This is a genomic window from Streptomyces sp. NPDC060232 (genome assembly GCF_042726555.1).
Classification (GTDB): Bacteria; Actinomycetota; Actinomycetes; order Streptomycetales; family Streptomycetaceae; genus Streptomyces.
Map to the genome: position 1 here is coordinate 1 of NZ_JBHXAG010000006.1, position 22,160 is coordinate 22,160.

General features: G+C 69.2%; 21 protein-coding genes and 2 pseudogenes. 14 read left to right on the forward strand and 9 right to left on the reverse strand.

The window, feature by feature from the left end; all coding sequences use genetic code 11:
- From ACFWFZ_RS11255 to ACFWFZ_RS11265, 3 genes and pseudogenes are all read left to right on the forward strand, one after another.
- Positions 1-221: pseudogene (locus ACFWFZ_RS11255) on the forward strand (hypothetical protein); the annotation flags it as partial.
- Between the two features lie 853 nt (positions 222-1,074).
- A complete protein-coding gene (locus ACFWFZ_RS11260; RefSeq protein WP_387119991.1) occupies positions 1,075-1,782 on the forward strand; it encodes an MFS transporter in 708 nt (235 codons plus the stop codon).
- A gap of 44 nt (positions 1,783-1,826) precedes the next feature.
- Positions 1,827-2,420 (forward strand): hypothetical protein, encoded by a 594-nt coding sequence (locus ACFWFZ_RS11265; protein ID WP_387119994.1) that lies wholly within the window; start codon positions 1,827-1,829, stop codon positions 2,418-2,420.
- Here ACFWFZ_RS11265 and ACFWFZ_RS11270 read toward each other — a convergent pair.
- Complete coding sequence (locus ACFWFZ_RS11270) at positions 2,369-3,196, reverse strand: sigma 54 modulation/S30EA ribosomal C-terminal domain-containing protein (RefSeq protein WP_387119997.1); 828 nt, start codon at positions 3,194-3,196, stop codon at positions 2,369-2,371. The genes ACFWFZ_RS11265 and ACFWFZ_RS11270 overlap by 52 nt on opposite strands.
- 1,039 nt (positions 3,197-4,235) lie before the next feature.
- On the opposite strand from ACFWFZ_RS11270, the gene ACFWFZ_RS11275 reads away from it, so the two are divergent.
- Positions 4,236-5,336, forward strand: a complete 1,101-nt coding sequence (locus tag ACFWFZ_RS11275; RefSeq protein WP_387120000.1) for a hypothetical protein — start codon at positions 4,236-4,238, stop codon at positions 5,334-5,336.
- A 728-nt stretch (positions 5,337-6,064) separates the two neighbouring features.
- On the opposite strand, the gene polX is transcribed toward ACFWFZ_RS11275, so the two are convergent.
- Together polX and ACFWFZ_RS11285 are read right to left on the reverse strand one after the other, a co-directional pair.
- A complete protein-coding gene (gene polX, locus ACFWFZ_RS11280) occupies positions 6,065-7,792 on the reverse strand; it encodes a DNA polymerase/3'-5' exonuclease PolX (RefSeq protein ID WP_387120003.1) in 1,728 nt (575 codons plus the stop codon).
- Positions 7,793-8,220: 428 nt separating this feature from the next.
- Complete coding sequence (locus ACFWFZ_RS11285) at positions 8,221-8,445, reverse strand: DUF1918 domain-containing protein (RefSeq protein WP_387120005.1); 225 nt, start codon at positions 8,443-8,445, stop codon at positions 8,221-8,223.
- Positions 8,446-8,717: 272 nt separating this feature from the next.
- Between ACFWFZ_RS11285 and ACFWFZ_RS11290 the strand changes: the two genes are divergently transcribed.
- From ACFWFZ_RS11290 to ftsH, 3 genes are all read left to right on the forward strand, one after another.
- Positions 8,718-9,185, forward strand: a complete 468-nt coding sequence (locus ACFWFZ_RS11290; protein WP_387120008.1) for an Hsp20/alpha crystallin family protein — start codon at positions 8,718-8,720, stop codon at positions 9,183-9,185.
- Between the two features lie 93 nt (positions 9,186-9,278).
- Positions 9,279-9,728: a hypothetical protein gene (locus tag ACFWFZ_RS11295; protein WP_387120010.1), complete on the forward strand. Its 450-nt coding sequence runs from the start codon at positions 9,279-9,281 to the stop codon at positions 9,726-9,728.
- 76 nt (positions 9,729-9,804) lie between these two features.
- On the forward strand, positions 9,805-11,742 hold the full coding sequence (ftsH, locus tag ACFWFZ_RS11300; RefSeq protein ID WP_387120013.1) for an ATP-dependent zinc metalloprotease FtsH: 1,938 nt from the start codon (positions 9,805-9,807) through the stop codon (positions 11,740-11,742).
- A gap of 66 nt (positions 11,743-11,808) precedes the next feature.
- Here the strand turns inward: ftsH and ACFWFZ_RS11305 are convergent.
- A pseudogene (locus tag ACFWFZ_RS11305) lies at positions 11,809-12,048 on the reverse strand (amino acid permease C-terminal domain-containing protein); the annotation flags it as partial.
- Positions 12,049-12,241: 193 nt separating this feature from the next.
- Between ACFWFZ_RS11305 and ACFWFZ_RS11310 the strand changes: the two are divergent.
- Entirely contained in the window at positions 12,242-13,117 is an 876-nt protein-coding gene (locus tag ACFWFZ_RS11310; protein WP_387120015.1) for a universal stress protein, read from the forward strand.
- Positions 13,118-13,662: 545 nt separating this feature from the next.
- Here ACFWFZ_RS11310 and ACFWFZ_RS11315 read toward each other — a convergent pair.
- Together ACFWFZ_RS11315 and ACFWFZ_RS11320 are read right to left on the reverse strand one after the other, a co-directional pair.
- On the reverse strand, positions 13,663-14,463 hold the full coding sequence (locus ACFWFZ_RS11315) for a slipin family protein (protein ID WP_387120018.1): 801 nt from the start codon (positions 14,461-14,463) through the stop codon (positions 13,663-13,665).
- Positions 14,464-14,695: 232 nt separating this feature from the next.
- On the reverse strand, positions 14,696-14,833 hold the full coding sequence (locus ACFWFZ_RS11320) for a BON domain-containing protein (RefSeq protein WP_387120634.1): 138 nt from the start codon (positions 14,831-14,833) through the stop codon (positions 14,696-14,698).
- On the opposite strand from ACFWFZ_RS11320, the gene ACFWFZ_RS11325 reads away from it, so the two are divergent.
- Both ACFWFZ_RS11325 and ACFWFZ_RS11330 read left to right on the forward strand, forming a co-directional pair.
- Positions 14,817-14,966 (forward strand): hypothetical protein, encoded by a 150-nt coding sequence (locus tag ACFWFZ_RS11325; RefSeq protein ID WP_387120690.1) that lies wholly within the window; start codon positions 14,817-14,819, stop codon positions 14,964-14,966. The genes ACFWFZ_RS11320 and ACFWFZ_RS11325 overlap by 17 nt on opposite strands.
- A 221-nt stretch (positions 14,967-15,187) precedes the next feature.
- Positions 15,188-15,943, forward strand: a complete 756-nt coding sequence (locus ACFWFZ_RS11330) for an aldo/keto reductase (RefSeq protein ID WP_387120637.1) — start codon at positions 15,188-15,190, stop codon at positions 15,941-15,943.
- Here ACFWFZ_RS11330 and ACFWFZ_RS11335 read toward each other — a convergent pair.
- Positions 15,934-16,791 (reverse strand): hypothetical protein, encoded by an 858-nt coding sequence (locus tag ACFWFZ_RS11335; RefSeq protein WP_387120021.1) that lies wholly within the window; start codon positions 16,789-16,791, stop codon positions 15,934-15,936. The two genes, ACFWFZ_RS11330 and ACFWFZ_RS11335, sit on opposite strands and share 10 nt — an antisense overlap.
- A 177-nt stretch (positions 16,792-16,968) precedes the next feature.
- Between ACFWFZ_RS11335 and ACFWFZ_RS11340 the strand changes: the two genes are divergently transcribed.
- Entirely contained in the window at positions 16,969-17,406 is a 438-nt protein-coding gene (locus ACFWFZ_RS11340; protein WP_387120024.1) for an NUDIX domain-containing protein, read from the forward strand.
- Between the two features lie 294 nt (positions 17,407-17,700).
- On the opposite strand, the gene ACFWFZ_RS11345 is transcribed toward ACFWFZ_RS11340, so the two are convergent.
- Both ACFWFZ_RS11345 and ACFWFZ_RS11350 read right to left on the reverse strand, forming a co-directional pair.
- Positions 17,701-17,826 (reverse strand): hypothetical protein, encoded by a 126-nt coding sequence (locus ACFWFZ_RS11345; protein ID WP_387120027.1) that lies wholly within the window; start codon positions 17,824-17,826, stop codon positions 17,701-17,703.
- A gap of 745 nt (positions 17,827-18,571) precedes the next feature.
- Entirely contained in the window at positions 18,572-19,537 is a 966-nt protein-coding gene (locus tag ACFWFZ_RS11350) for a pirin family protein (protein ID WP_387120030.1), read from the reverse strand.
- A gap of 104 nt (positions 19,538-19,641) precedes the next feature.
- Here ACFWFZ_RS11350 and ACFWFZ_RS11355 point away from each other — a divergent pair, with 104 nt between their 5' ends.
- From ACFWFZ_RS11355 to ACFWFZ_RS11365, 3 genes are all read left to right on the forward strand, one after another.
- Entirely contained in the window at positions 19,642-19,992 is a 351-nt protein-coding gene (locus tag ACFWFZ_RS11355; protein ID WP_387120033.1) for a tetratricopeptide repeat protein, read from the forward strand.
- 95 nt (positions 19,993-20,087) lie between these two features.
- A complete protein-coding gene (locus ACFWFZ_RS11360) occupies positions 20,088-21,296 on the forward strand; it encodes a methyltransferase (RefSeq protein WP_387120036.1) in 1,209 nt (402 codons plus the stop codon).
- A gap of 28 nt (positions 21,297-21,324) precedes the next feature.
- The gene (locus ACFWFZ_RS11365) at positions 21,325-22,092 is read left to right on the forward strand and encodes a MerR family transcriptional regulator (protein ID WP_387120038.1); all 768 of its coding nucleotides are present in this window, start codon (positions 21,325-21,327) and stop codon (positions 22,090-22,092) included.
- The last annotated feature ends 68 nt before the right edge of the window (positions 22,093-22,160 follow it).

Sequence of the window (22,160 nt, forward strand, 5' to 3'; positions counted from 1 at the left end):
CGCGCGTCGCTGGCTGCAGACACGCTCTTGATCTCGAACGGCCAGAGTTCAGCGGTCTCTGCGACACCACCGACATCACGAGTTCAAGTTCAGTAGCCCCTGACGTCGCCGAGTGGATGGGCCGCAACAACATCGACATCACATTCAAGATCTACCGACACCTCATGCCCCGCTCGATCGGGACAGCCGCCGATCTCCTTGAGACCGGTCTGGCCAGGTGACAGGCCCTCACCATCGAGGGGTCCCCCCGGCTCCGGAATGCGCCCGGGCGGGGAAACCGCTGGACCCGCTGTAGCCGGCCCACGCGGCCGCGGTCCGACGCCTGTCCCCTACATAGCCGACGATCCCCGGTCAGCCAAACCGGAAATTCTCCGCACCATGGATCTCACGAAATCCTAGCCAAGGGAAGGGGCACCATGTCAGCGCAGTTCATGACCGCGAAGGAACTTGCAGAAGGTCTCAACATGTCACTGGTCTGGGTATACCGAGAGGCCGAGCGATCAGGCCTGACGCCGTACAGATTCGGCAGGGGCCGCAATGCAAAGATCCAATTCAGGGTGTCCGAAGTCAGGACATGGGTCGGGCAGAGGAAGTTGTCCAGCACCGCGTAACCCAACCCGCCCCGGAGGGGCACGCGAGCAGAAAGAAGAATCACTGGGTGGCAAGCAGGAACCTGGCCCGCGGAATGGGAACGTTCTTCAAGTCATGCGATCACCCACCGGCCAGATGGTCAAAGTGCCCTCATGATTACTCCGGCCAGCGCCGGTGCGTCAGCCTCGGCGGTCAGGCGCAGCGCAACCCCGAATTGTCCTTGCGCGACGGCGTGTTTCCCCGGTGTCGAAGGACGTCCAGCCCGCCAGGTAGACGAGCTCGGCGGCGGCGGTGATCAGGTCGCGGCGCACCTGCTCGGAGGGGAAGCGGCCGGCGAGGTAGGCGGCGACGTCGGTCTGCAGATAGCCGCGAGCGCGTTGCGTCCGGCGCCGCCGCCCATGCGCTGATCCTGGCCGGAGTAGAAGCGGGTGGCGTCTTGGCGACCTGTACGCGGTCGCGGTCGTCCTCGGCATCGCCAAGATCGTGCACGGCGCGGCATCGATCAGCTACCTGCCCGTCCTCGTCGAGCCCCACCTCCTCCAGCGCGCGAACTCCCGCCTCGGTGCGGCCTCTTCGGTCGCCGACAGCCTGGGAAACAACGTGGGTGCCGCACTGATCGCCGCCGTCGGCGCGGCCCGCTCGGTGGTCGTCGATACCCTGTCCCACCTCGTCTCCGCCTTCCTCGTGTGGCGCATCCGAACCCCCGAGCCCGCCACCCCGCGGCTACAGGGCCGCCGCGGCCTCGCGGGTGAAATCCCTGAGGGACTGCACTACGTGGCCGGGCAGCCGACGATCCGCACGGTGATCGCGGCGCTGTCCACGCTCAGCTTCGGCCTGGCGATCATGAACACCTACTGGGCGTACTACCTGCTCACCGTCCTGAAGGTCACCCCGACGGCGTTCGGCGTGATCATGGGCGTCGAAGGCGTCGGCAGTCTGGCCGGGGCCCTCCTCGCCCCGAAGATCGCCTCCCGCATCGACATCGGGCCCGCGATCATCGTCGGATTCGCGGTCAGCCCCCTGGCACAGGTGCTTCGCCTGCAGACCACCCTCGCCCTGGTCCTGGCCGTACAGCTGTTCTGGGCCATCGCGTCCGGGACGAGCCAAAGATCCCTTTCTTGGGGCCCTTCAGTTCTGTCTCATCACTCGCCCCTCGGACCGGTGAAGGGTACCCGCGTCGCCCTCTGCTGACTGCTGTCTCTCGTCTCTCTCAGCCGTCTCGGGAGGCAACAGCCATGCAGCTGTACGCGGTTGACATCGCAGTGGTGCGCCGATATCTGGACAGCCCGGTCTTGACGGGTGACCAGGCGGCTCGGCTGCTGGAGCTTCGAGGGATCTCGGACGGCACACCGATCCATCTGGATGACGAGACGATGATGCCGGTGGCGTCGCTGTGTCCATGGGGCAGGAACATGTCGTATGCCGATCTGGCCGGAAGCACCTTGAAGGACTACGGGCGGATCATGGCCCGGTTCGGCGCTCACATCGTGACCTCGTCGAGGTCCGTGGTCGTCACCCTGGACATGCTTCCTCCTCTGCGGCGGGCCTTCCGTCATGCGTCAGCTGTGGCGGCACAGCGCCCCGATGCACTGCGCGGGGGCGTCGGGGCGGCCCGCGTCGAGGACGCGTACTTCGGCGCCGGTGAGCAGGGCCGCGCGGACGGCCACATCGGCCAACGGGGCACCTGTCATGTCCAGTACCGGGCCCCGTTCATGGCGTTCGTTGCAGATGTGGTCCCGTGGGTCCGGGCCTCGGACAGCCCTGCGTCTCGTCCGGTTCAGACGGCTGTGGTCGTCGACTCGTGCGCGGTGGGGGTGATGAGGCCGTAGTGGCCGTCGTAGCGGTGGTAGAGGACGTTCCCCCGGCCGGTGCCGGCGTCGGTGAAGAACACGAACGGCCAGCCGGTGACATCCAGGCGCCCCTTCGCCTCGGTGATGGTCATACGAGGGGCAGGGGCCGGGCTGACGGTCAGAGGCGCGGACACCGGGCCGATCAGATCGGGCCGCGGATGCACTTGGGCCAGCCGGTATCCCGCCGTGCCCGTGCGGTACAGGACGCTGTCCTCGCCCGATCCGGCGTCGGTGAACAACTGGAAGCCGTAGTCCAGCCTCTCCAGGTCGTCCGCCGCCTCGTCCGGCGACTCGAAGGCGAGGGCGAACGACTTGTGCCGGACGACCTCCCGCTCCTCGGCCGGACGCGGGAAGTAGCCGGGGCGGTGGGCGGGCTCATCGCCGTGCCGCCACTCGTGGGCGGCACCCGGCGGATGCGTCCGGCCGCGCCGGGCCTCCCAGTGCTCCGCCATCCGCGCCAGAACTGCCGCGAGCCGGTCCCGGAGCAGATCGACTGCTTCCGTGGCGCTGCTGCCCGCCACGTGGGCCCGGGCCAGCCTGCCGTTGACATCCAGATTGGCCTGTGCGGTCACGGGGCGCTCCATCGCCGGGTTCGCGAAGCGGGTCAGCCTCACCCGAGCGAAGAGCACCGGCCCCGGTGCCTCGTCGAACACCGCTCGTACCTTGTCCTGAGCGTATTCAGCGTCCTCGGCGGACACCCGGCCGCGGGTCTCCACCTGCACGTCTATGAGGGGTTGTGGTGCCGTTCGTTTCATGATGACCTCCGCTGCGACTCGGCGTTCGGCAGTCGGCCTGCCTGGCAAGCGCTGGGCGAGCAGGAGTTCACGAGCCGACCGGACCCCACGCGCCGCTCGCCGCGCGGCGTCCGGTTCCCCCGCCGCCGGATTCCTCTCCAGCTCCTCGGCGAGGGCTCGTACCGCCTGTGCCAGGGGCTGTACGAGCACTTCGGGGACGCTCAGCCCGTCCCTCGGCCCACTCGGTGTCGGACATGTTCTCGGTCATGGCCGACCTCTCACCGATGGATCACTCGGTGACGGTGAGGCGTGCGAGCGGGCACGCCGTGCGCCACCGGTGTCTCTTCGAGCATGTGTAGGGCCCGGCGGCGGCCCGTCGTGTGGCGGGTCCGCGTCCCGTCGACGCTTCTCGGGTTCGAGAACTCGGCTCCGGGCCCCGCTCCTTTCTTACTCGCCACCATCCAGTCTTCCTCGGCTACCCGAGACTCGCAGGAGGCCGAACGGCCCTTCCCGGGGCTGAAGGGACCCGCCGTTCGGCCCGGTACTACGACGGCGCGCAGCACGGAAGCAGTCCCCACGATCGTCGTCCCACAGAGGTGAACCGCGATGACCCCGGCGGTACACCACCGGCCCGCTCTGCTGCTGGAGCGGTCCTGACGTACGTGACCCGACGCGGCGGGGCGGACGAGACGGCTCTGCGTCCCCCTCACCCGGTGGGTCCGATCCGCAACGAGCCGACCGGTCCACAGCGCGCGCCTTGCAGGGACGCCGGGATCGCCTTCATGACCGCCCGTCCGCTCCGCCTGCCGCCAGAGCCTGGACCGGCTGAGTGAGTGCCCACGCGACCACCTCGTCTCGTGCTCCTGCCCGCGGCCGACCGTCCCAGGCGGCGCTCGACGGTTGCCCGGTTTCGCGTCAGCGCGGATCGCAGTTCCACTCCTCGCAGATGTGATGCCCGGCCCCCGGTGGATGGTGCTGTCCGGTGCGCGAAGTCGGTGGCCGGGAGGTCTACTGGAAGAGCGGGGCACACTGCGAGCGGTGGCCGGGAGGTGGAGCGACCGTGGAGCTGACGTTTCTCGACCCTGTGTACGCACGACCGGGGCCCTACGCCTGTGCCTATCTGGACACCTCACGTGACGTCCACGACCCGGAGGCGGCGATCAGACTGCGACGCCGGCATCTGCGTGAGGACTTGGCGCGGCAGGGAGCCGACAACGCCACCGTCGCCGTCGTCGCCGAGGCGGCAGGCGCGGACCGGGAGGTTTCCGGCAAACATGGGCAGGCCATCTTCGCGAGCCACGGCCGTCTGGCGTTGGTGGAGGAACTGCCCGATCCGCCGGCGCACGGCGACGCCCGGTTCGGCGCGTTGCCCGACGTAATGCCGCTCGCGGTCCAGCACGCGCCGGACATCCCGTATGCGGCCGCCACTGTGCACCGCGTCGCGTACCCGGAGACCGGCGCGCCGGAGAAACTGGAGGTGGACTTCCAGGCGGGGAGGTGGCCGAGCAGCGCAGTCGCACCTGAAGGGCTTCACCATCGGAGTGGCCCTGCGGCGCAGTGGGCGTACGGCGCCGCTGAGATCGCCGGTGATCTGGCGCAGCTGGCCCACCTCTGTGGTGCCGAGGTGGTCGCGCTGGGTGGGGAGGCGTGGGCGCGCAGCGTCCTGCTGAACCGCATGCCCGAGCCCTTGCGTGAGCGCGTGGTCACAGTCGCGGGGGACGGGTACACGGCCGGTGAGGGCCGAGCGCTGCTGGAGCAGGAATTGCGCGATGTCTTCCGGGGCCGGACGAGTGGGCGGGACCAGGCTTGGGTGGATGGGTTCCGGGCGCGGCGGACCCGGCACGCCGGCGCGATCGAGGGCCTGGCGGCGGTCGTGGCCGCGTTGCAGCGGGCTCAGGTAAGCGCGCTGCTGCTCAACACGCCGGTCGACCTGCCCGTGCGGCTGTGGGTCGGTTCGGAACCGACGGAGATCGCCCTGTCAGCCGCCGACTTGGAGTCCCTCGGTGTCCTCGGCTTCCAGGAGGAATCCCCCGGCGCGGCCTTGATCCGCGCGCTGGTCCGCACCGGCGCGGAGCTGGTGGTCGTGCCGCGGGAAGAACTGCCTCTGGAGGACGGGGTGGGGGCGCTGCTGCGGTACACCGACCCGGAGGCGCGGTGGTGACGCCGTTGCCCGGCGGGAGCTGCGACGGCGGATTCTGCTCGGTACTGGGAAGGGCCGGCCAGATATGTCTGAGGGTCTGGTGGTGGGGACGGAAGGCTCGGCCGGATAGGCAGGCGCGGTGTTGTGGGCGGCACGGGAGGTCCCCCACCGGCATCAGCACCTACACATCGTGTGCGTCGTCGATCTCGACTTGGCGGAGCGCCTGTCCGTCGACACAGCGCGGAGGGTCCGCGAGGCGGCTCGGTCCCTGCCGGCCGAGACGTTGGCTGCGGGCTTTCGGAAGGCAAAGCGTCCCGTGGTCGTCGTGGGTGGTACGGAGCGGCCGTCGAGCGGGGTGGTCGCGTTGGGCATCGGGCGCACGGGCCTCAGCGGCGACGGGAGTTCGACACGGCCGCGGCCGGGATCACGCTGATCGCCAGGCCAGTTGGTCACTCGCATGAGGCGGCATCCTGTTGCTTGCATCATGTCTGGCCGAAAGGCGCCGTGCTGGTCGTCGCCCGGTCACGGCAGCCCTCCAACTCGGTCACCTTGACCCGGTGGAACCAGGAACAGGGCCCTGGATCAGCCTTGTACGGGGCATCGCTCCGAAGCCCTCGCGGTGACCACGTCTTCGCGACATGCTGTCGTGCCCGTACATGTGGCGGACGGTGGCGACCAAGGCGCCCGCCTCGCCTTCCGGGGACCATCCGAGTCCGGCCGAAGATGCCTGTCTGGATGCGCGTGAGGCCTCAGTCCGCCCGGTCTTTGCGCAGGAACCGGCGCAGCCGCCGCAGCGGCCAGGTGTTGATCACATCTTCCGTGGTGAGCCACCCGCGTTGGGCCGTGCCGATTCCGTAGCGGAGATACGCGAGGTGGAGGAGGGAGTGGGCGTCGGTGTCGATGGCGAACTTCGCCCCGTGGCTCCTGGCCCGGAGGATGTCCTCGTCACGCAGGTCGAGGCGGTCGGGCTGGGCGTTGACCTCCAGGGCCGTGCCGGTGCGGGCGCAGGCTGCGAAAACCTCGTCGAGGTCGGCGTCGATGCCTGGCCGTCGGCCGATCAGACGGGTGGTGGGGTGGCCGATGACATTGACGTGGGGGTTCTCGCAGGCGCGTACGATGCGCCGCGTCATCGTCTTTCGGTCGACGCCGAAGTGGGAGTGTACCGAGGCCACGCAGATGTCGAAGCCTTCGAGGAACTCGTCGGGCCAGTCCACCTCCCCGTCCGGGCCGATATTGAGCTCGGTGCCGTGCAGCAGCCGCATCCCGTGGTGCCTGCCGTCCAGCGATCGCACGCGCTCGCGCTGGGCGAGGACCTTCTCGTCGGTCATCCGCTGCATGTACAGGTTCGGTGCGTGGTCGGTGACCGCGTAGTACGCGTAGCCCCGCTCGGCGGCCGCGGCCACCATCTCCTCCAGCGGGGCGAGACCGTCGGTGAGGTCGGTGTGGGTGTGCAGGTCACCTCTGATGTCGCCTTCCGTCACCACTTCGGGCAGTTCGCCGCGCAGGCCGGCTTCGATCTCCCCGCGGTCCTCGCGCAACGTGGGCGGGATCCATGGCAGGCCGAGTCTGGCGTACACCTCGTCCTCGGACCGGGAGGCGACCCGTTTCCCGCCCTCGGTTTCGAACAGGCCGTATTCGGAGAGCTTGAGCCCCATGCGGACGGCGATCGTGCGGGTTCGGATGTTGTGTGCCTTCGAGCCGGTGAAGTACTGCAGGCCGGCGCCCCACGAGTCCGGTCGCACCACGCGCAGGTCGACCTGGAGGCCCTTTGCGGTGCGGATCGAGGTCTTCTTCCGGCCGTGTGCGATGACCTCGGCGGTGGAGGGCATTTCGGTGAGCGCTGCCATGAAGGGGGCCGACCGGTCGGCCGCGACGAGGATGTCGATGTCGCCGATGGTTTCCTTCATGCGGCGCAGCGATCCGGCGTAGGCGCAACGCTCACAGCCGGCGATTCGGGACAGTTCGGCGACGATGTCCTCGGCGGGGTCCATCGCGACGCTCAGCAGGATCCGCTCCCCTGCCTGCTGCATGAGGGCGATGCCGTGCAGGATGTTCTCCTCGGTCTTCTCCCCGAAGCCCTTCAGGTCGCGTAGCTTCTCCGCCTGGATGGCGTCGGCCAGCTCGCCCACCGAGGAGATGTGCAGATTCTCGTAGAGTGCCATCGCCTTCTTGGGGCCGAGGGTGGGGATGGCGATGAGCTCCCGCACTCCTGCGGGAACCCTGGCCCGCCTCTCCTCGACCACCGTGACATTGCCGGTGCGGAAGTACTCGATGACCTTCTCGGCTATCGACCTGCCCACGCCCGGGATTTCTCTCAGACCCGTGACATCCATGTGGGAGACATCGGCGGGATAGCCGCCTATCGCGCGGGCGGCCTTTTCGTAGGCGCGCGCCTTGAACGCTTCGCCTCCGGTGATTGCGATGAGGTCCGCGTACTCCTGAAGGAGTGCCTCGACCTCCTCGTTGGGCCGGGCCACATCTCACAGTCTAGAAACCGAACTGCCCCACCTGCCAGTCGAGGGCACGTACCTGGCGGTACTACGGGCGGACGGAGACGGTCGCACCTCGAAGTTCTGATGCCTGCCTTCGCTCCGGCCCTGGGCCTTGCAGTTGCCAGGGGCAGCCCCTTCGAATGGCGGGGCCGACCCGGGTTTTGCCCGGCCGTCGCCGGGCGCCCCGCCTCACGGAGCTGGCGCCTGACGTCATTCGGAAGGCCGTTGACAAGGAACGATTGCCTCCCGCCTCACGTAGAAGTGCACACGCCGTCGACGGCTCGGGCCCGTTGGCCACCATCACCGGCAAAGACGACCGTGCGCCGAGGTTGGGTGGTCGAGCGGGCGGATTTCCGCCTGTGTCACGCCCCACCAGGAGTACGCGAGAGAGCAGGCTTCGGAGCTGGGCTGAGTCACCCGTCGGGAGAAGCCGGCCCATGAGCGGTGTGCTTGTCCGAGGATTCAATGTGGGCTTCAGGTCCAGGGAAGAAGACGGTCTCCCGGTCATCCTCCGTCCAGCGCACGACGTACGGCGGTGTGCCGTCCGGATGTTCGAGACGCACGATCTGGCCTCGGCGGCGCTGCCCGCCCAAGTGCAGGGACTCCACCACGATCCAGTCTCCGACGTGTGCGCGCATGGGTGCTCCCTCCGACTGCTGCTCACCGGCATCCCGAGCCTCGACGGCGCAAGGCCACGCGTACGCGTTCCCAGGGCGGCTGCGGCCGAGAGGGACAGGACTCAGCGATTACCACCGGCTCGCCGTACTGCACGCACAGTGCAGCGGGCGCCCGCGGGCGCACAGCCGGCGTGGGTACTGAAGGGTGCCGGTGCACGACTCGCCTTCCGGGCCACGGAAGCGGAGCATGGGAATTGACCCGTATATCCGGCGTTTCATGGAGGTGAAACGTTATGACCCTGCCTGTACGCCACAGGCCAGGCCGGCTTCTGGAAAGGACGTTCCCCGCGCTGAGCTGGGGCGAACCGGTGGCCAGCGAGTTCGACGAGCTCTTCGAGCGGATGAACCAGCTGCTCGCGTCCGCCGCGCCCGCCGGAACCTGGGCTCCCCTGGCAGACATGCACGAGACGGACGACGCCTACGTGGTCGAGGCGGAAATTCCCGGGGTCAAGAACGAGGACATCGACGTCGAGATCGGCGATCGGGAGCTGTGCATCACCGGGGAGTACAAGGAGCGCGAGCGTGAGGGCGTGCTGCGGCGCACCACCCGCCGCACGGGACGCTTCGAGTACCGGGCGCTGCTGCCCGCCGAGGTCAAGGCCGAGGACGTCACGGCGACCATGTCCGACGGAGTGCTGACCGTGACCGTTCCCAAGGCCGAGGCCGGCAAGCCGAGACACATCGAGATCACCGCGAGCTGACGTACGGACACCACCTGTGTGTCCGGGGCGGACGATTCCAGAAGCCGTCCGCCTCAGCTCGCATCCCCTCGAACCACACCCTCCGGCAGTGCCGTGACCGGCATCTACGCCCTCATCAGCCCTGGTGGCGAACTGGAACTCCGAGAGGGTGTCCCGGAGCGCATGCTCAAGGACGCTGATCCGCACACCAACACCCCGTCTGGGTTCCTCGTCCTGCGTGCCTCGTGGGGCGCCCATGGCCTTCATGGTCATGTCGGCGCCGTGTCCGTCCAGCACAACGACGCCTACCCGCTCAACCCTGTGGCAAGACCCCTGGTGGACGCCCTGGGAGGTCCTGATCAGTGCTACTTCGGCAACCTCACGATCTGCGGCAGCCTGATCGCCGCCGACAGCGGGGAGAGTGAGATGCGCGGTCTCGTCGAGGCGCAGCAGCGCCTCGTCTGCGCAGTTCATGCCGCCGTGTCGCACCGGAACGGCGCCCGTTGGAGGCGTGGCGCACTATGCCAGGTGGGAGCCCGGCGTTCGTCCGGCTCGATGCCCTGACCCGGCAAGTCCGCGAAGGCGGCCGGATCATCAGCGTCCCGCGCCGAGGGTCCGTCTTCGACCGAGGAGCTTTCCGTTGCTCACACGGGTCCGTCTGTCGGGCCGGCACGCGTCGCGGTCGGCCAAGCCCGGGCCGCCGCGTGAGCCGCCCAAACCTCCGGCGCCGTCAGCCCCTACATGGCGGCCGTGGCTGTTCCCCCTGGCCGCGTTGATCGTGCTCCTCGTCCTGATGACGCGGGCTCAGTCCCCGCCTGGCACGTCGTTCCCGTACACCGAGTTCGTCGGCAAGGTGAACGCCGGTGTGGTGAAGACCGTCGACATCAACGACAAGGGCGGCGTCAGCGGGACACTCCAGGACGGCACCGAGTTCACCACCCGGATCCCCACCGCCCTGGACACCAGCCCGCTGGAGCAGCAGCTGCGCAACAAGCACGTGAAGATCACAGCGACGCAGACCAGCAGCGGCAGCGGGCTTTCGACGCTGCTGGCGTTCGCCCTGCCACTGCTGTTCATCCTGGCGCTGTTCATGTGGACCGGACGCAAGGCGGCCCAGACGCTGACCGGCGGCATCGGCGGCATCGGGCGCTCCCGCGCCAAGATCATCGAGGCGGAGCGCCCGACCACCCGATTCGACGACGTCGCCGGGTACGAGGGCGTCAAGCAGGAGATCAGCGAGATCGTCGACTTCCTACGGCGCCCCGAGCGGTACGCGGGGGCCGGGGCCAAAGGGCCGCGCGGTGTGATTATGGTGGGCCCGCCGGGTACTGGTAAGACCCTTATTGCCCGCGCCGTCGCGGGCGAGGCGGAGGTCCCGTTCCTGTCGGTGACCGGGTCGGCGTTCGTGGAGATGTTCGTCGGAGTCGGGGCCTCCCGGGTGCGCGACCTGTTCGGCGAGGCCCGCAAGCGGGCACCGTCGATCATCTTCATCGACGAGATCGACGCCGTCGGCAGCCGCCGCGGCGGCGCCCGGCTGGGCGGCAACGACGAGCGCGAACAGACCCTCAACCAGCTCCTCGCGGAGATGGACGGCTTCGACCAGAGCAGCGGCATCGTCGTACTCGCCGCGACCAACCGGCCCGAGTCTCTCGACCCGGCCCTGCTGCGCCCCGGCCGCTTCGACCGGCACGTGACGGTGCCGCTGCCCAACCAGGCCGAGCGGGCCGCGATCCTCGCAGTCCACGCCCGCGGCAAGACCCTGGCACCCGACGTCGACTGGAACACCGTCGCCCGCGCCACCCCCGGCTTCTCCGGCGCCGACCTCGCCAACCTGGTCAACGAGGCCGCCATCAACGCCGTCCGCGCCGACCGCGTCGTCATCGACGCCCACGACCTGGACACCGCCCGCGACCGTCTGCTGCTCGGGCGGAGGGAGAGCTCCAACGCCCTGCTCCCCGAGGAACGGCATGCCGTCGCCGTCCACGAATCCGGACACGCACTCATAGCAGCGTTGTGCGAACACGCCGACCCGGTAGCCAAAGTCACCATCCTCCCCTCGGGACCGGCACTGGGCGCCACCGAGCAGCTTCCCGAAGCCGAGCGGCACCTGTACACCGAGGGCTACCTCACCGATCTCCTCACCGTCCGACTGGGCGGGCGGGCGGCCGAACTGGTCGTCTTCGGCGAAGGCTCGACAGGCGCGGCCGACGACCTGGCGGGCGCCACCCAGATCGCCGGCCGCATGGTCGCGGAATTCGGACTGTCGCCGGCGCTCGGCCCGATCGGCTACGCCGTGGGCGCCCCGCACTACGTCGGCAGCGAGAGCGCCGAGGAGGCCATGGGGCGGCCCTACTCCGAACACACACAGCGGATCGTCGACGAAGAGACCGCCCGCCTGGTCGGACAGGCCGAGAAACGCGCTGTTGCCCTGCTCCGCGACCACCGTGCGGAGCTCGACACCCTCGCCGGACTCCTCGTCGCCCGCGAAACCGTCGACGGATCCGTCGTCCTGGACGTACTGAGGCGGCAGAGGACGGCGCACGACGGCGTCCCGCCCACTGCCACGGGCCCGGGATGAGGCCCGGACCGGCCAGGTGACTCCGGCGACCGAACAGCCACCTGCCGCTCCGGCCGCATCGGCTCCCTACCGGCGTGCCAGTTCCGACCGCCGGTAGGAGTATCCGAAGTACACGCCCAGCCCGATCACGAACCAGACGGCGAAGTGCACCCATGTCTGCCAGTGCAGGAAGGTGATGAGCCAGAGCGAGAAGACGACCCCGATGGCCGGCACCACCGGCATCCCGGGCGTGCGGAAGGTGCGCGGCAACTCGGGCTGCCGGTAGCGCAGTACGACGACCGCCACGCACACCACGACGAACGCCAGCGTGCGTCGCGGGGAGATCTGCGGTACTTCTCGAATGAGGTGCGGCCGCGTGGTCGACGCGTCGGCACAGATGCTCTGCCGAGTACCGCTTACGGCGCTGCGCGGTTACCGGCGAGTATGGGGGACGGCAGCGCTTCGGTCAGCCGGACATCCTCACCCTCATTCCCATCACCTACGAGACGGAGCGGTCGGCATGGAGCCTGTAGTCACCGTGGGCCTCGACGGTTCGCCCGAGAGCCTCGCCGCTGCCCGTTGGGCCGCTGACGAAGCCGAGCGCCGCAAACTCACGCTGCGTCTGCTGCACGCATGGCCGCTACTGGCGCCGGAACCGACCCGCATCCCCGCCGAGATGGATCAGAACTACTGGGCGAAGCGGATCGTGCACAACGCGCGGGCCGAGCTCCAAGGGAGCCACCCGGGCCTCTCCATCGTCGGCAACCTGGTCGCCGACGATGCCCAGGAGGCGCTGCTGCAAGCGGCATCGGAGTCCGAGATGGTCGTGCTCGGTTCGCGGGGGCTGGAGCCCGTCGAGAGCTATTTCCTGGGTGACATCAGCATGCCCGTCGTGGCACGGGCCGAGCGGCCGGTGGTCCTGGTGCGCGCCGGGACGCGCGAGGAGGGGCCGCCGCCCGCTCCGGGTACCCCAGGCGGCGTAGTGGTGGCCCTGAAACTGCACGGTCCATGCGACGACCTGCTCGCATTCTCCTTCGCCACCGCTGCGGCGCGGGGCACGCCCCTCCGAGCCGTCCATGGCCGGACCGTTCCGCTCCATGCACACGCTCCCTGGGGCGTGGACCACGAAGTGACCGAGAAGATCAGGCAGGACGCGCAGAAGCTGCTGAGCGACGCCCTCCGCCCTTGGCGCGAGAAGTTTCCGAGTGTGGAGGTGGCCGACAGCATCGGTCTCGAAAGCCCCGCCAAGGCCGTCGTGCGGGCCGCAGAGGGCGCCGGGCTGCTGGTCGTCGGCCGACGCAAGCACCGTCCCGCCCTGGCATCTCGTCTGGGTCCCGTGGCCACCGCCGCCATCCATCACGCGCGCTGCCCCGTCGCCGTCGTCCCCCATGACTGAGCCGACCCACCGCGCGGAACCGAGGGTGCCGGCGCACAGGGCCGATGCGTCCGTGCTCCGGGCCGGCACCGGTCTCGATGTTCCGCCGCTTCCGCGCGCAGAGGTGCGCGAGACGCACATGGCGGTCGTGCCTTCTTCCTGGTCCTGGTGGCGGCCGGAGCCGGTGTGGCGGGCCCGTGCCGCCGTGGCCAACAGCGCGGCAACCTCGATCTGGATATCGCTCTGGACCGCATCGCGGACCGGGCCAGGGCTCTCGCCGAGACCGAGGAACGGCTTCGGGGTCTGCTCGACGCGGTACTCGCCGTCAGCGGGGAGAAGGAGCTGCCGGGTGCGCTGCGCAGGATCGTCTCCAGTGCGATGGCACTCGTCGACGCCCGCTACGGAGCCATCGGCATCCTCGACGACCGCCGCGAGGGGCTTCAGGACTTCATCACGCTGGGCCTGACCAAGCAGGAGAAGCGCCGCCTTGCGGGCATCGGGAAGCCGCAGGGCAGGGGCCTGCTCGGCCATGTGATCCGCCACCCCGAACCCATAAAGCCGGGAGCCTACCCCCGCGCCTTTGCTGCGGGCGCCCGGGTGGATGGGGTGGCCGCGGATACGAGGGGTTCGGGCGGTGGGCCTGCCGGGAGGCGGGCTTCGTCCTTGACGAACCGGGTCAACGCCCGAACGCTTTCGAGGAACTGCGCGGGGAAGACTATGGTCGAGTTCTTCTCCGCCGCGATCTCGGCGAGAATCTGAAGATTTCGCAATTGCAGGGCGATGGGGTGGTCGGAGATGACGTCCGCGGCCTCGGCGAGGCGCCCCGCGCTCAGCGCCTCACCCTCGGCGGCGATGATCTTGGCCCGCTTCTCCCGCTCGGCCTCTGCCTCGCGGGCCATCGCCCGCTGCATGGTTGCCGGAAGTTCGATGTCCTTCAGCTCCACCAGCAGCACATACACGCCCCACTGCTGCGTCAGGCCGTCGAGGATGTCCTTGATCCGCGCGTTGAGAGTCTCGGTGTCCGACAGAACTTGGTCCAGCAGGGAACGGCCCACGACGTTGCGGACCGTCGTCTGCGCGATCTGTCCGATCGCCGACGACACGTCCTCGATCTCCACGATGGACTTCACGGGGTCGACCCTGCGGAAATAGGCGACGGCTGCCACACCGATGGAGACATTGTCCCGCGTGATGACCTGCTGCGACGCTATCGGCATCGTCACCGTACGCAGCGTCACCTTCCACATTCGGTCCACCAGCGGAATCATGAATCGGATACCCGGCTCGCGGACGTTGCGCAGCTTGCCGAACCGGAATACCACTCCTCGTTGGTATTGCCGCACCACGGCGACTCCAAGACTGGACACGATGCCACCTCCTTCGGACAGCACCTCCACGCTGACACGTCAGGCACACCCCGGTCATGGGCCGATCGTCCCCCGGCGCGCGGCCGAACAGGCCGTCTCACGCCGCGGGGCAGGCGGCGTCGGCGCTGGGTGCGGACAGCGTCGCTCCCGCCTCACGGCGTGGCCGGCGAAGCCCCTGCGAAGCGGCACCCTGCGAAGGCGGCTACGCGACGTCCGGCTGACCGGCGACGGCTCAGGGGAATTCCAGGCGGCACCGCACGTCGACCACGCCTTCGACGGCCTGGGCGGGCCGGGTGGCCCCGGGGATGAGGTGGGCGTCGCGGACGTGGCCCGTCAGGGAGACGACACCGTGCGTGACATCGATCTTGATGTCTTGTGGCGAGAGGGCGGAAGAGCCGCTCGACGACCTCCCTGAGGACTTCGGCTGCGAGGTCGTCGTCGGTGCGCAGGAAGATCTTGAGGAGGTCGGCGCGGCTGACGATGCCCTTGAGCGCCTTCGATGACGGGGATGGCGGTGACCTTCCACAGCTCCATGGCGGTGCGGCCACCCCGTCGTCATCGCCGACGCCGCCGAGAAGACCGGCGTAGACGTGGAACAGCTCGCCGAGATCCTGCTGAAGGAGGAACTGTGCACGGAGCTGACCCCCACCTTGTCCTCGGCCTACATCGGTCTCGTCACCACCGCGACATCCTGACGGCCGCACTCGACCTCGGCGTCACCGCCCTGGATACGGCGGCTCCCTACCTCGGCTTCCGCTCGCACGCGGTGCTGGCTGAGACGGCGGCCGATCTGCTGCCAAAGTTCGCCCTCTCCACGAAGGTGGGCTTCTTCCCGAGCGCTGGAGGTGCAGAGCACTCCCTTGATCCGGTCCGGCTGCGGCTGCGGCTGGCCATCGAGCGAGCGGCCCGGGAACTCGGCAGGGAACCTGACACCGTGCTCCTCCACAACCCCGAGCGGAGCCTCGCGGGCCTGTCCACTCCCGATGGCCGCACCCTTCTCGGCAACGCCTGCACTGCCCTGGCAGATGCCGCCCGCGACGGCCTGTGCGGCACCTGGGGTGTGGCCTCCTGGGATACCCGGTCGCTCGAGATGGTCCAGGTGGACGACCTGCCGTCCCCGGACCTCTTGATGGTCCGGGCCGGGTTCCTCGTGGGCATCGACCTACTCGACGCCATAAACGTCCTGCGCACGGCCTGGCAGCCGGGCGAGACCTGGGGGATGAGTCCCTTCGGTGGCGGCCACAGGAAGGTGTGGGAGGAATTCGACCCCCGGCCGTTCCTGCGACCGCGTCACGAGGATCTGTCCCGCATACAGGCGGCGTTCCGGGTCTCGTTTTACCTGCCCAGCGCCTCCGCGATGGCGGTCGGTACCGACGACCCCGGGCACCTGGCCCAGTTGGTCCAGACCCTGGGCGCGGAGGTGGACACCGCCGCCGTCAGTCAGTACCTGCGGGCCCTCCATGGACACCGTCAGAGCTGAAGCTCGGCTACCAGGCGCTCGGCCTCCTTCCGGGCTGGCGCCAGCAGCGGATCCTCCTCGTACGCGTAGGGTCCGACGATCTTCGACAGGAAGAACAGCGACATCAGCTTGCCGTCCCGGCTCTCCAAATCCGCACGCCGCTCCTGCTGGACGCGGTTCGCGAGCCCTGGGACGGCAAGCGCGTTGCCCCACAGCGTTGCGGCGTCCAGGCCCCGGGGCGCCATGCCCCAGTCCTCCCAATCAATGAGGGAGAACCCCGGCCCCATCACGTTGGCCCAGGTCAGATCTGCATGAGCCGGCCACCACCGCTCGATCCGTGTATCGGCCACCCTGGGGAAGACCGCTCCGAGGGTCTGGGTCACGTGCTCCTGCGTGATCGTCACTGTGTCCGGTGTCGCAATCCGCGGTGTCTGCTGTGAGGCAAGCGCGTTCAGCGAAGCGTTCAGCGCCGCCCACCACTCGTCCGGCAGGCCCGGGTCTTCGAGCACCAGGGCGCCTTTGCCGATAGACGGCGATGGAATCAGCTCCAGCTCATCCGCGCGCCACATCACAGGCTCGCCCGGCTCACGCCACGCCAGGCCCTGGTACCACTCGGGCATCGCGACCCCCTGAAGAACCGCAGCGGCCTCGGTCCCGTTCCAGCCCTGCGTGCCGATCCGCTCGAATCCCCGCCGCTCAATGCGCACCCATGTATCCCGTTCGGTACGGCAGCTCAGGGAACGCCGCTTGCGTACCAGGGCCTGCCGATCCAGTTGCACATGCAGGGCCGCTTCTACGCGCTTCAGCACGTCTTCCACCGGCTGACGGCGTAGATCCACCTGGGCAGCAGCGGTCAAGGATCCCTTCATCACGACCTCCTCGGCGAACGGATGACCGTAGCAGGAAGAGCCCCGTCGACACGATGCGTCCGTCAACACGGAGCACATCAACTTCGCCGGTCGTCGGCCGTTGCTGGGCAATCCGTCCACGTCGATGGCGGCTGGCCGCTGTACTGAGACCGTCAACAAGCAAGGAGACAGACCGAAATGATCGAACGAGTCCGCGCCGTCCTCGTCACCGCTGACGACACGATGCTGGTCATCCGTCGCACCAAGCCCGGCATCCCCGTGTACTGGGTCCTGCCCGGCGGCGGCGTCGAACCCAGCGACGAGTCCCGGGAGGCCGCCCTTCACCGGGAGATCCACGAGGAGATCGCGGGGAAGGTTGACGTCGTCCGACTCCTCCACACGATGGAGTCCGACGACGAGCGTCAGCTCTTCTACCTCGCCCGCATCGCCACCTGGTCCTTCGATGACCGCACCGGTCCCGAGTTCAGCGCCGAGGGCCGCGGCGAGTACGCGCTGGAGGAGATCCCGCTGACCGTCGAGGGCCTCGACGGCATCGACCTCAAGCCCGAGGAGATCGCTCACGTCCTCCGGGGCGCCATCGGCGCCGGCGCCCTTCGGGTAGAGGCTGCGAAGTAGCTTTCCGGCTTTGTGGACTTGCCGTCGGGGCCAACGCCGAAGTGCATCGGCCTCGACGGCGCATGCCGCTGGTGGTTGCTGTGAGCTGCTCAGGTTGGGACGGGCACAGTTTGTTGGCACGGGCCAGACGGCGGGCGTTGGGCAAGGGATCTCAACATGCAGAAGCCGCCTGCGATGAGTCGGTGGCTCGTCCAGAGTTGCTGTCCGTGCGGGAATCTATGCTGGTCGAGGGCCTTGGGCGCCGTAGTGAGCGCCGCCACTCTCAGTCAGTACCTCCGCCCCCGCTTGCAGTGGCTAGTCGGACAGACGCCCCAGTAGGGCGCCTTGGCCGGACTGGAGAATGTGCGCGGCCTCCAGCGGGATCCAGAAACACTCGAAGTAGGTCGGCTCCTGCTCGCCGTCGTGGTCCTCCTGGCTCATCCAGCGCTTCGGCGTCGGCTCGGTCAGCTCCAGGTGGAAGACGTGCCGGTGCTGGATCTCGAACCGGTACGGGCTGATGTCGTACTCGGTCTCGCCGAGCTTGCGGACGATCTTGAAGTCCGAAAGGCCGGTCTCCTCGCGGGCCGCTCTCAGGCCCCTCGTCTGTGCCGACTGCCGGTCGCTCGCGCGTCCGAACGGTCCGCTGACTCACGCCGGCGCGCTACCGGCCCAACCGCACCTGTGAACCGTTCTGACGAGGGCCAAGGGAAGGCACGCCACAGAGCCGCGGACACCCTTACGGCAGTGCCGTTCATCGCACTGCCTCCCGGAAGCCCGCCTCGCCGAGACTGCGCGGCGGACGTCGCTGCGACGACCGCTGCAGGGGTTGTCAGCTTCCTACAAGAGGTAGAACCCGGGCGATCAGACTCTCGGTCCGAGCCTAGCGAAGCCCAGCGGGCACCCCGACGGGCACGTAGCCGGGAGCAACTTCCAGACAAGCGCCGATCGCCGACGAAGTCGATTCGACGCCTGCACCTGCCCGAAGCATTAGCTGATGCAGCGTCAGAAAAGTCAGCATTGGGTCAGCATTCGTAGACATACGCCCACCCACGGACGCCCACAGACGGGGAAGGCCCCGCACCATCGAAGGGCAAGCGCGGGGCGTGATCGGAAGTACGGAAGTTTCAGCAACCGGAAGGCATACGACCCACGCCCGGCAGGACCACCTCTCTCCAGTTACCGCAGGTCAGCGCACTCGTCCGCGTGGTTTGAGGTGGGCCGGGGGCAGCTCAGGAGCCGGAAGTGGAGGGCCGCCGTACCCCTTCACCTCGCCGAATCTCGTCCCCTTCATCCAGTCTTCGCGGGCCTGTGCGATGTCCTCTTGGGAGCGGCCGATCCAGTTCCAGAACATCACGATCTCCTCCTCGAACGGCTCGCCGCCCAGGAGCATCAGGCCCGCGTCCGAGGCTGCGCGCAGGGGGAGTTCCGTGCGGCCGCAGCCGAGGTAGAGCATCGAGCCCGGGAGGACCGGGACGCCGTCGACGTGGGCTTCGCCCGACATGGACAGGACGGCGTACTCGAAGTCCGGGTCCAGCGGGACGCGGGTCTGCGTGCCCGCCGCCAGGGCCAGGTCCGCGCCCACGATCGGGGTGTACGCCGAGCCGGGCGAGGTCGCCGTGTCCAGGGTGCCGAGGATGACCGTCGCCGTCAGGCCCGGCGCCGTCACTCGCGGCAGGTCCGCGTGGTGCTGGAAGTGCGGTTCCACGTTGCGGTGGGCGTCGGGCAGGGCCACCCACAGCTGGGCGCCGTGCAGGAAGCGCGCGTGCGGGCGCGGGCTCTCCTCGGAGTGGCTGATGCCGCGGCCGGAGGTCATCAGGCCCAGCTCGCGCGGGCGGATCGTCTCCAGGCTGCCGACGCTGTCGCGGTGCAGCACCTCGCCCTCGTGGAGCCAGCTCACCGTCTGGAGCCCGGAGTGCGGGTGCGGCGCGACCTGCATGCCGGGCTCGTCGGCGATGTCGTCCGGACCGTAGTGGTCCACGAAACACCAGGCACCCACCATGCGGCGGCCCAGGTTCGGCAGGAGCCGGCGTACCTCGGTGGACTCCCCGAGCTTGACCGTGCGCGGGCTGAGGAGCTCGCGCACCGGTTCGGCCACGACGAATCCGCGGCCGCCGCAGGCGGAGAGAGCGGGATGGCGATCGAGATTGCTCATGCGCACAACGTAGCCCCGAGGGGGCGGCCGTGTTGAGTGGAATGTTCCGGCGGCCAGGCGTGTTGGGGGCAGCGGACGAACCACCTGAACGCGGAAGGGACGCGATGAACGCGCCGACGGGGTATTTCGAGCACGGGACGGCAGCCGAGCGCTGGGGGCGCGCCCAGCTCTTCTTCGACGCGCGGGAGTACGCGACGGCCGCCCGCATCCTGGAGCCGCTGGCGGGCGAGGCCCCCGAGCAGCTGGCTCCGCGGCTGCTGCTGGCCCGTGCCTACTACCACTCCGCCCAGCTCTCGCGCGCCGAGCACGAGCTGCGCGCCGTGCTGGAGCGGTGGCCGGTGGAGGACTACGCCCAGCTGCTGCTCGGTCGCACCCTGGAGCGTCTGGGGCGGCCCGGCGAGGCCCGTCCCCACCTGCGGATGGCCGCCGCGATGGCCGGCGAGATCCCCGAGTAGCGGCCCGTACGGCGGCCCGTACAGCGGCCCGTACGGCGGACGCCCGGCCCGTGCGTGCGGGGCCGGGCGTCCGCCTCGGTTAGCCTGGGGGCACGATGAACCGTCTGACCACGCCTTTCGGCTCCTACGAGCTCACCCGCTTCCCCGAGGACCCGCGCGACCGGCTCCGCGCCTGGGACGCCGCCGACGAGTACCTGCTGCGCCACCTCGACTCCGGTACGGGGGAACACGGTCCGGTGGACCTGGCCGGCGCCGGGCAGATCACCATCCTCGGTGACCGCTGGGGGGCGTTGACGACGCCACTGGCCGCGTACCGCCCGACGCAGATCACCGATTCGTACCTGTCGCGGGCCGGTACCGCGGCGAACCTGGACCGGGCCGGGATCGGCACCGCCAAGTCCACGGTGCGGCTGCTGACCACGCAGGACCCGCCGCCAGAGCGGATCGACGTACTCCTCGTGCGGGTGCCCAAGAGCCTGGCGCTGCTGGAGGACCAGCTGTACCGGCTGGCTCCGCACGTGCACGAGGGCACCGTCGTCGTCGGCACGGGCATGGTCAAGGAGATCCACACTTCCACCCTCAACCTCTTCGAGAAGATCCTCGGCCCGACCAGGACCTCGCTCGCCGAGAAGAAGGCCCGGCTGATCTTCTGCACGCCCGGCGCCGCCACCGCGACGCGCGGCGGCGACGACCCGTGGCCGGTGACGTACAAGCTGGACCAGGAGGCGGGTTCGGGTGCCGGGCTGACCGCCGTCAACCACGCCGGCATCTTCTGCGCGGACCGGCTCGACGTCGGCACCCGCTTCTTCCTGCAGAGCATCCCGACCAACACGAACGGCGCCCGGGTCGTGGACCTGGGATGCGGCAACGGCATCGTCGGCACCGCCGTCGCCGTCGCGGACCCGCGGGCCGAGATCGTGTTCACCGACGAGTCGTACCAGGCAATCGCCTCGGCGAAGGCCACGTTCCGCGCCAACGTGCACCGCGAGCGCGAGCGGGCCGACTTCCTCGTGGGTGACGGCGTCGCCATGCTGGACCCGGGCTCGGTGGACCTGATCCTGTGCAACCCGCCCTTCCACTCCCATCAGGCCACCACGGACGCGACGGCGCTGCGCATGTTCGCCCAGTCGCGCAAGGCGCTGCGGCCGCGCGGTGAGCTGTGGGTCGTCGCCAACCGGCACATGGGTTACCACACCCACCTGCGCCGCCTCTTCGGCAACAGCGAAGTCGTCGCGAGCGAGCCGAAGTTCGTGGTCCTGCGGGCGGTCAAGGAGGATCGTCCGCGCCCCGCACGCCCTATGTGACCTGCCGGTACGTCCTACACTCTGGCGCGTGAGCAGCCAGGTGGGAGACGGAAGCGGTGACGGGGCAGGCATCGGCGGGCGCTACCGCCGGGAGGACGTGGCCCGGGCGGCCGGCGTCAAGGTGCGCAACCTGCGCTACTACCAGGAGCGCGGGCTGCTCCCGCCGCCGCGCCGGGAGGGCCGGATCGCCTGGTACTCCGACGACCACCTGACCCGACTGCGCCTGATCAGCGACCTGTTGGGGCGCGGCTACACGGTCAACGGCATCGCGGAGCTGCTGAACGCGTGGGAGGACGGCGGAGGCCTGTCCCAACTGCTGGGCCTGGAGCGGGAGATGACCCGCGACTGGGTGCAGGAGGAGCCGGTGACGATGACCCGCGCCGCGCTGCGCGAGCTGTTCGGCCCGACGGCCACCGCCGAGGACACCCGGCGGGCGGCGGAGCTCGGCTACGTCACGGTCGACGGCGAGCTGGTCACCTACCCGAGCCGGCGGCTGCTGGAGGCGACGCTGGCGCTGGTACGGCAGGGGGTGCCGCTGACGGAGATCCTGGACGCCGGGGAGTTCGTACAGGCACAGGCGGCCGCGCTCGCGGACCGGTTCGTCGGACTGTTCCGGCGGCATGTGATCGGCGCGGAGGGGCTGGAGCTGCTTTCGGCCACCCAGATCCAGCACGTCACGGCGGCGGTGACGGCCCTACGGCCGGTGGCCGGCGAGGTCGTGGCCACGGAGTTCGCGCGGGCGATGGCCCGCCGGGTGGACGCGGAGGTCGCCGAACTGCTGCGTACGGAGCAGTAGGAGTCGACTCAAAGGGTGCGCTCGCACAACCTTGCCAACCACCATTGGCACTCTTACATTCAACTCGT

What these genes read in the sequence shown, in the direction of transcription:
- ACFWFZ_RS11265 (WP_387119994.1), top strand. Translation starts at nt 1,827, where the DNA reads ATGCAGCTGTACGCGGTTGACATCGCAGTGGTGCGCCGATATCTGGAC.
- ACFWFZ_RS11270 (WP_387119997.1), bottom strand. Translation starts at nt 3,196, where the DNA reads ATGAAACGAACGGCACCACAACCCCTCATAGACGTGCAGGTGGAGACC.
- ACFWFZ_RS11285 (WP_387120005.1), bottom strand. Translation starts at nt 8,445, where the DNA reads ATGCGCGCACACGTCGGAGACTGGATCGTGGTGGAGTCCCTGCACTTG.
- ACFWFZ_RS11290 (WP_387120008.1), top strand. Translation starts at nt 8,718, where the DNA reads ATGACCCTGCCTGTACGCCACAGGCCAGGCCGGCTTCTGGAAAGGACG.
- ACFWFZ_RS11310 (WP_387120015.1), top strand. Translation starts at nt 12,242, where the DNA reads ATGGAGCCTGTAGTCACCGTGGGCCTCGACGGTTCGCCCGAGAGCCTC.
- ACFWFZ_RS11335 (WP_387120021.1), bottom strand. Translation starts at nt 16,791, where the DNA reads ATGAAGGGATCCTTGACCGCTGCTGCCCAGGTGGATCTACGCCGTCAG.
- ACFWFZ_RS11340 (WP_387120024.1), top strand. Translation starts at nt 16,969, where the DNA reads ATGATCGAACGAGTCCGCGCCGTCCTCGTCACCGCTGACGACACGATG.
- ACFWFZ_RS11345 (WP_387120027.1), bottom strand. Translation starts at nt 17,826, where the DNA reads ATGAGCCAGGAGGACCACGACGGCGAGCAGGAGCCGACCTACTTCGAG.
- ACFWFZ_RS11350 (WP_387120030.1), bottom strand. Translation starts at nt 19,537, where the DNA reads ATGAGCAATCTCGATCGCCATCCCGCTCTCTCCGCCTGCGGCGGCCGC.
- ACFWFZ_RS11355 (WP_387120033.1), top strand. Translation starts at nt 19,642, where the DNA reads ATGAACGCGCCGACGGGGTATTTCGAGCACGGGACGGCAGCCGAGCGC.
- ACFWFZ_RS11360 (WP_387120036.1), top strand. Translation starts at nt 20,088, where the DNA reads ATGAACCGTCTGACCACGCCTTTCGGCTCCTACGAGCTCACCCGCTTC.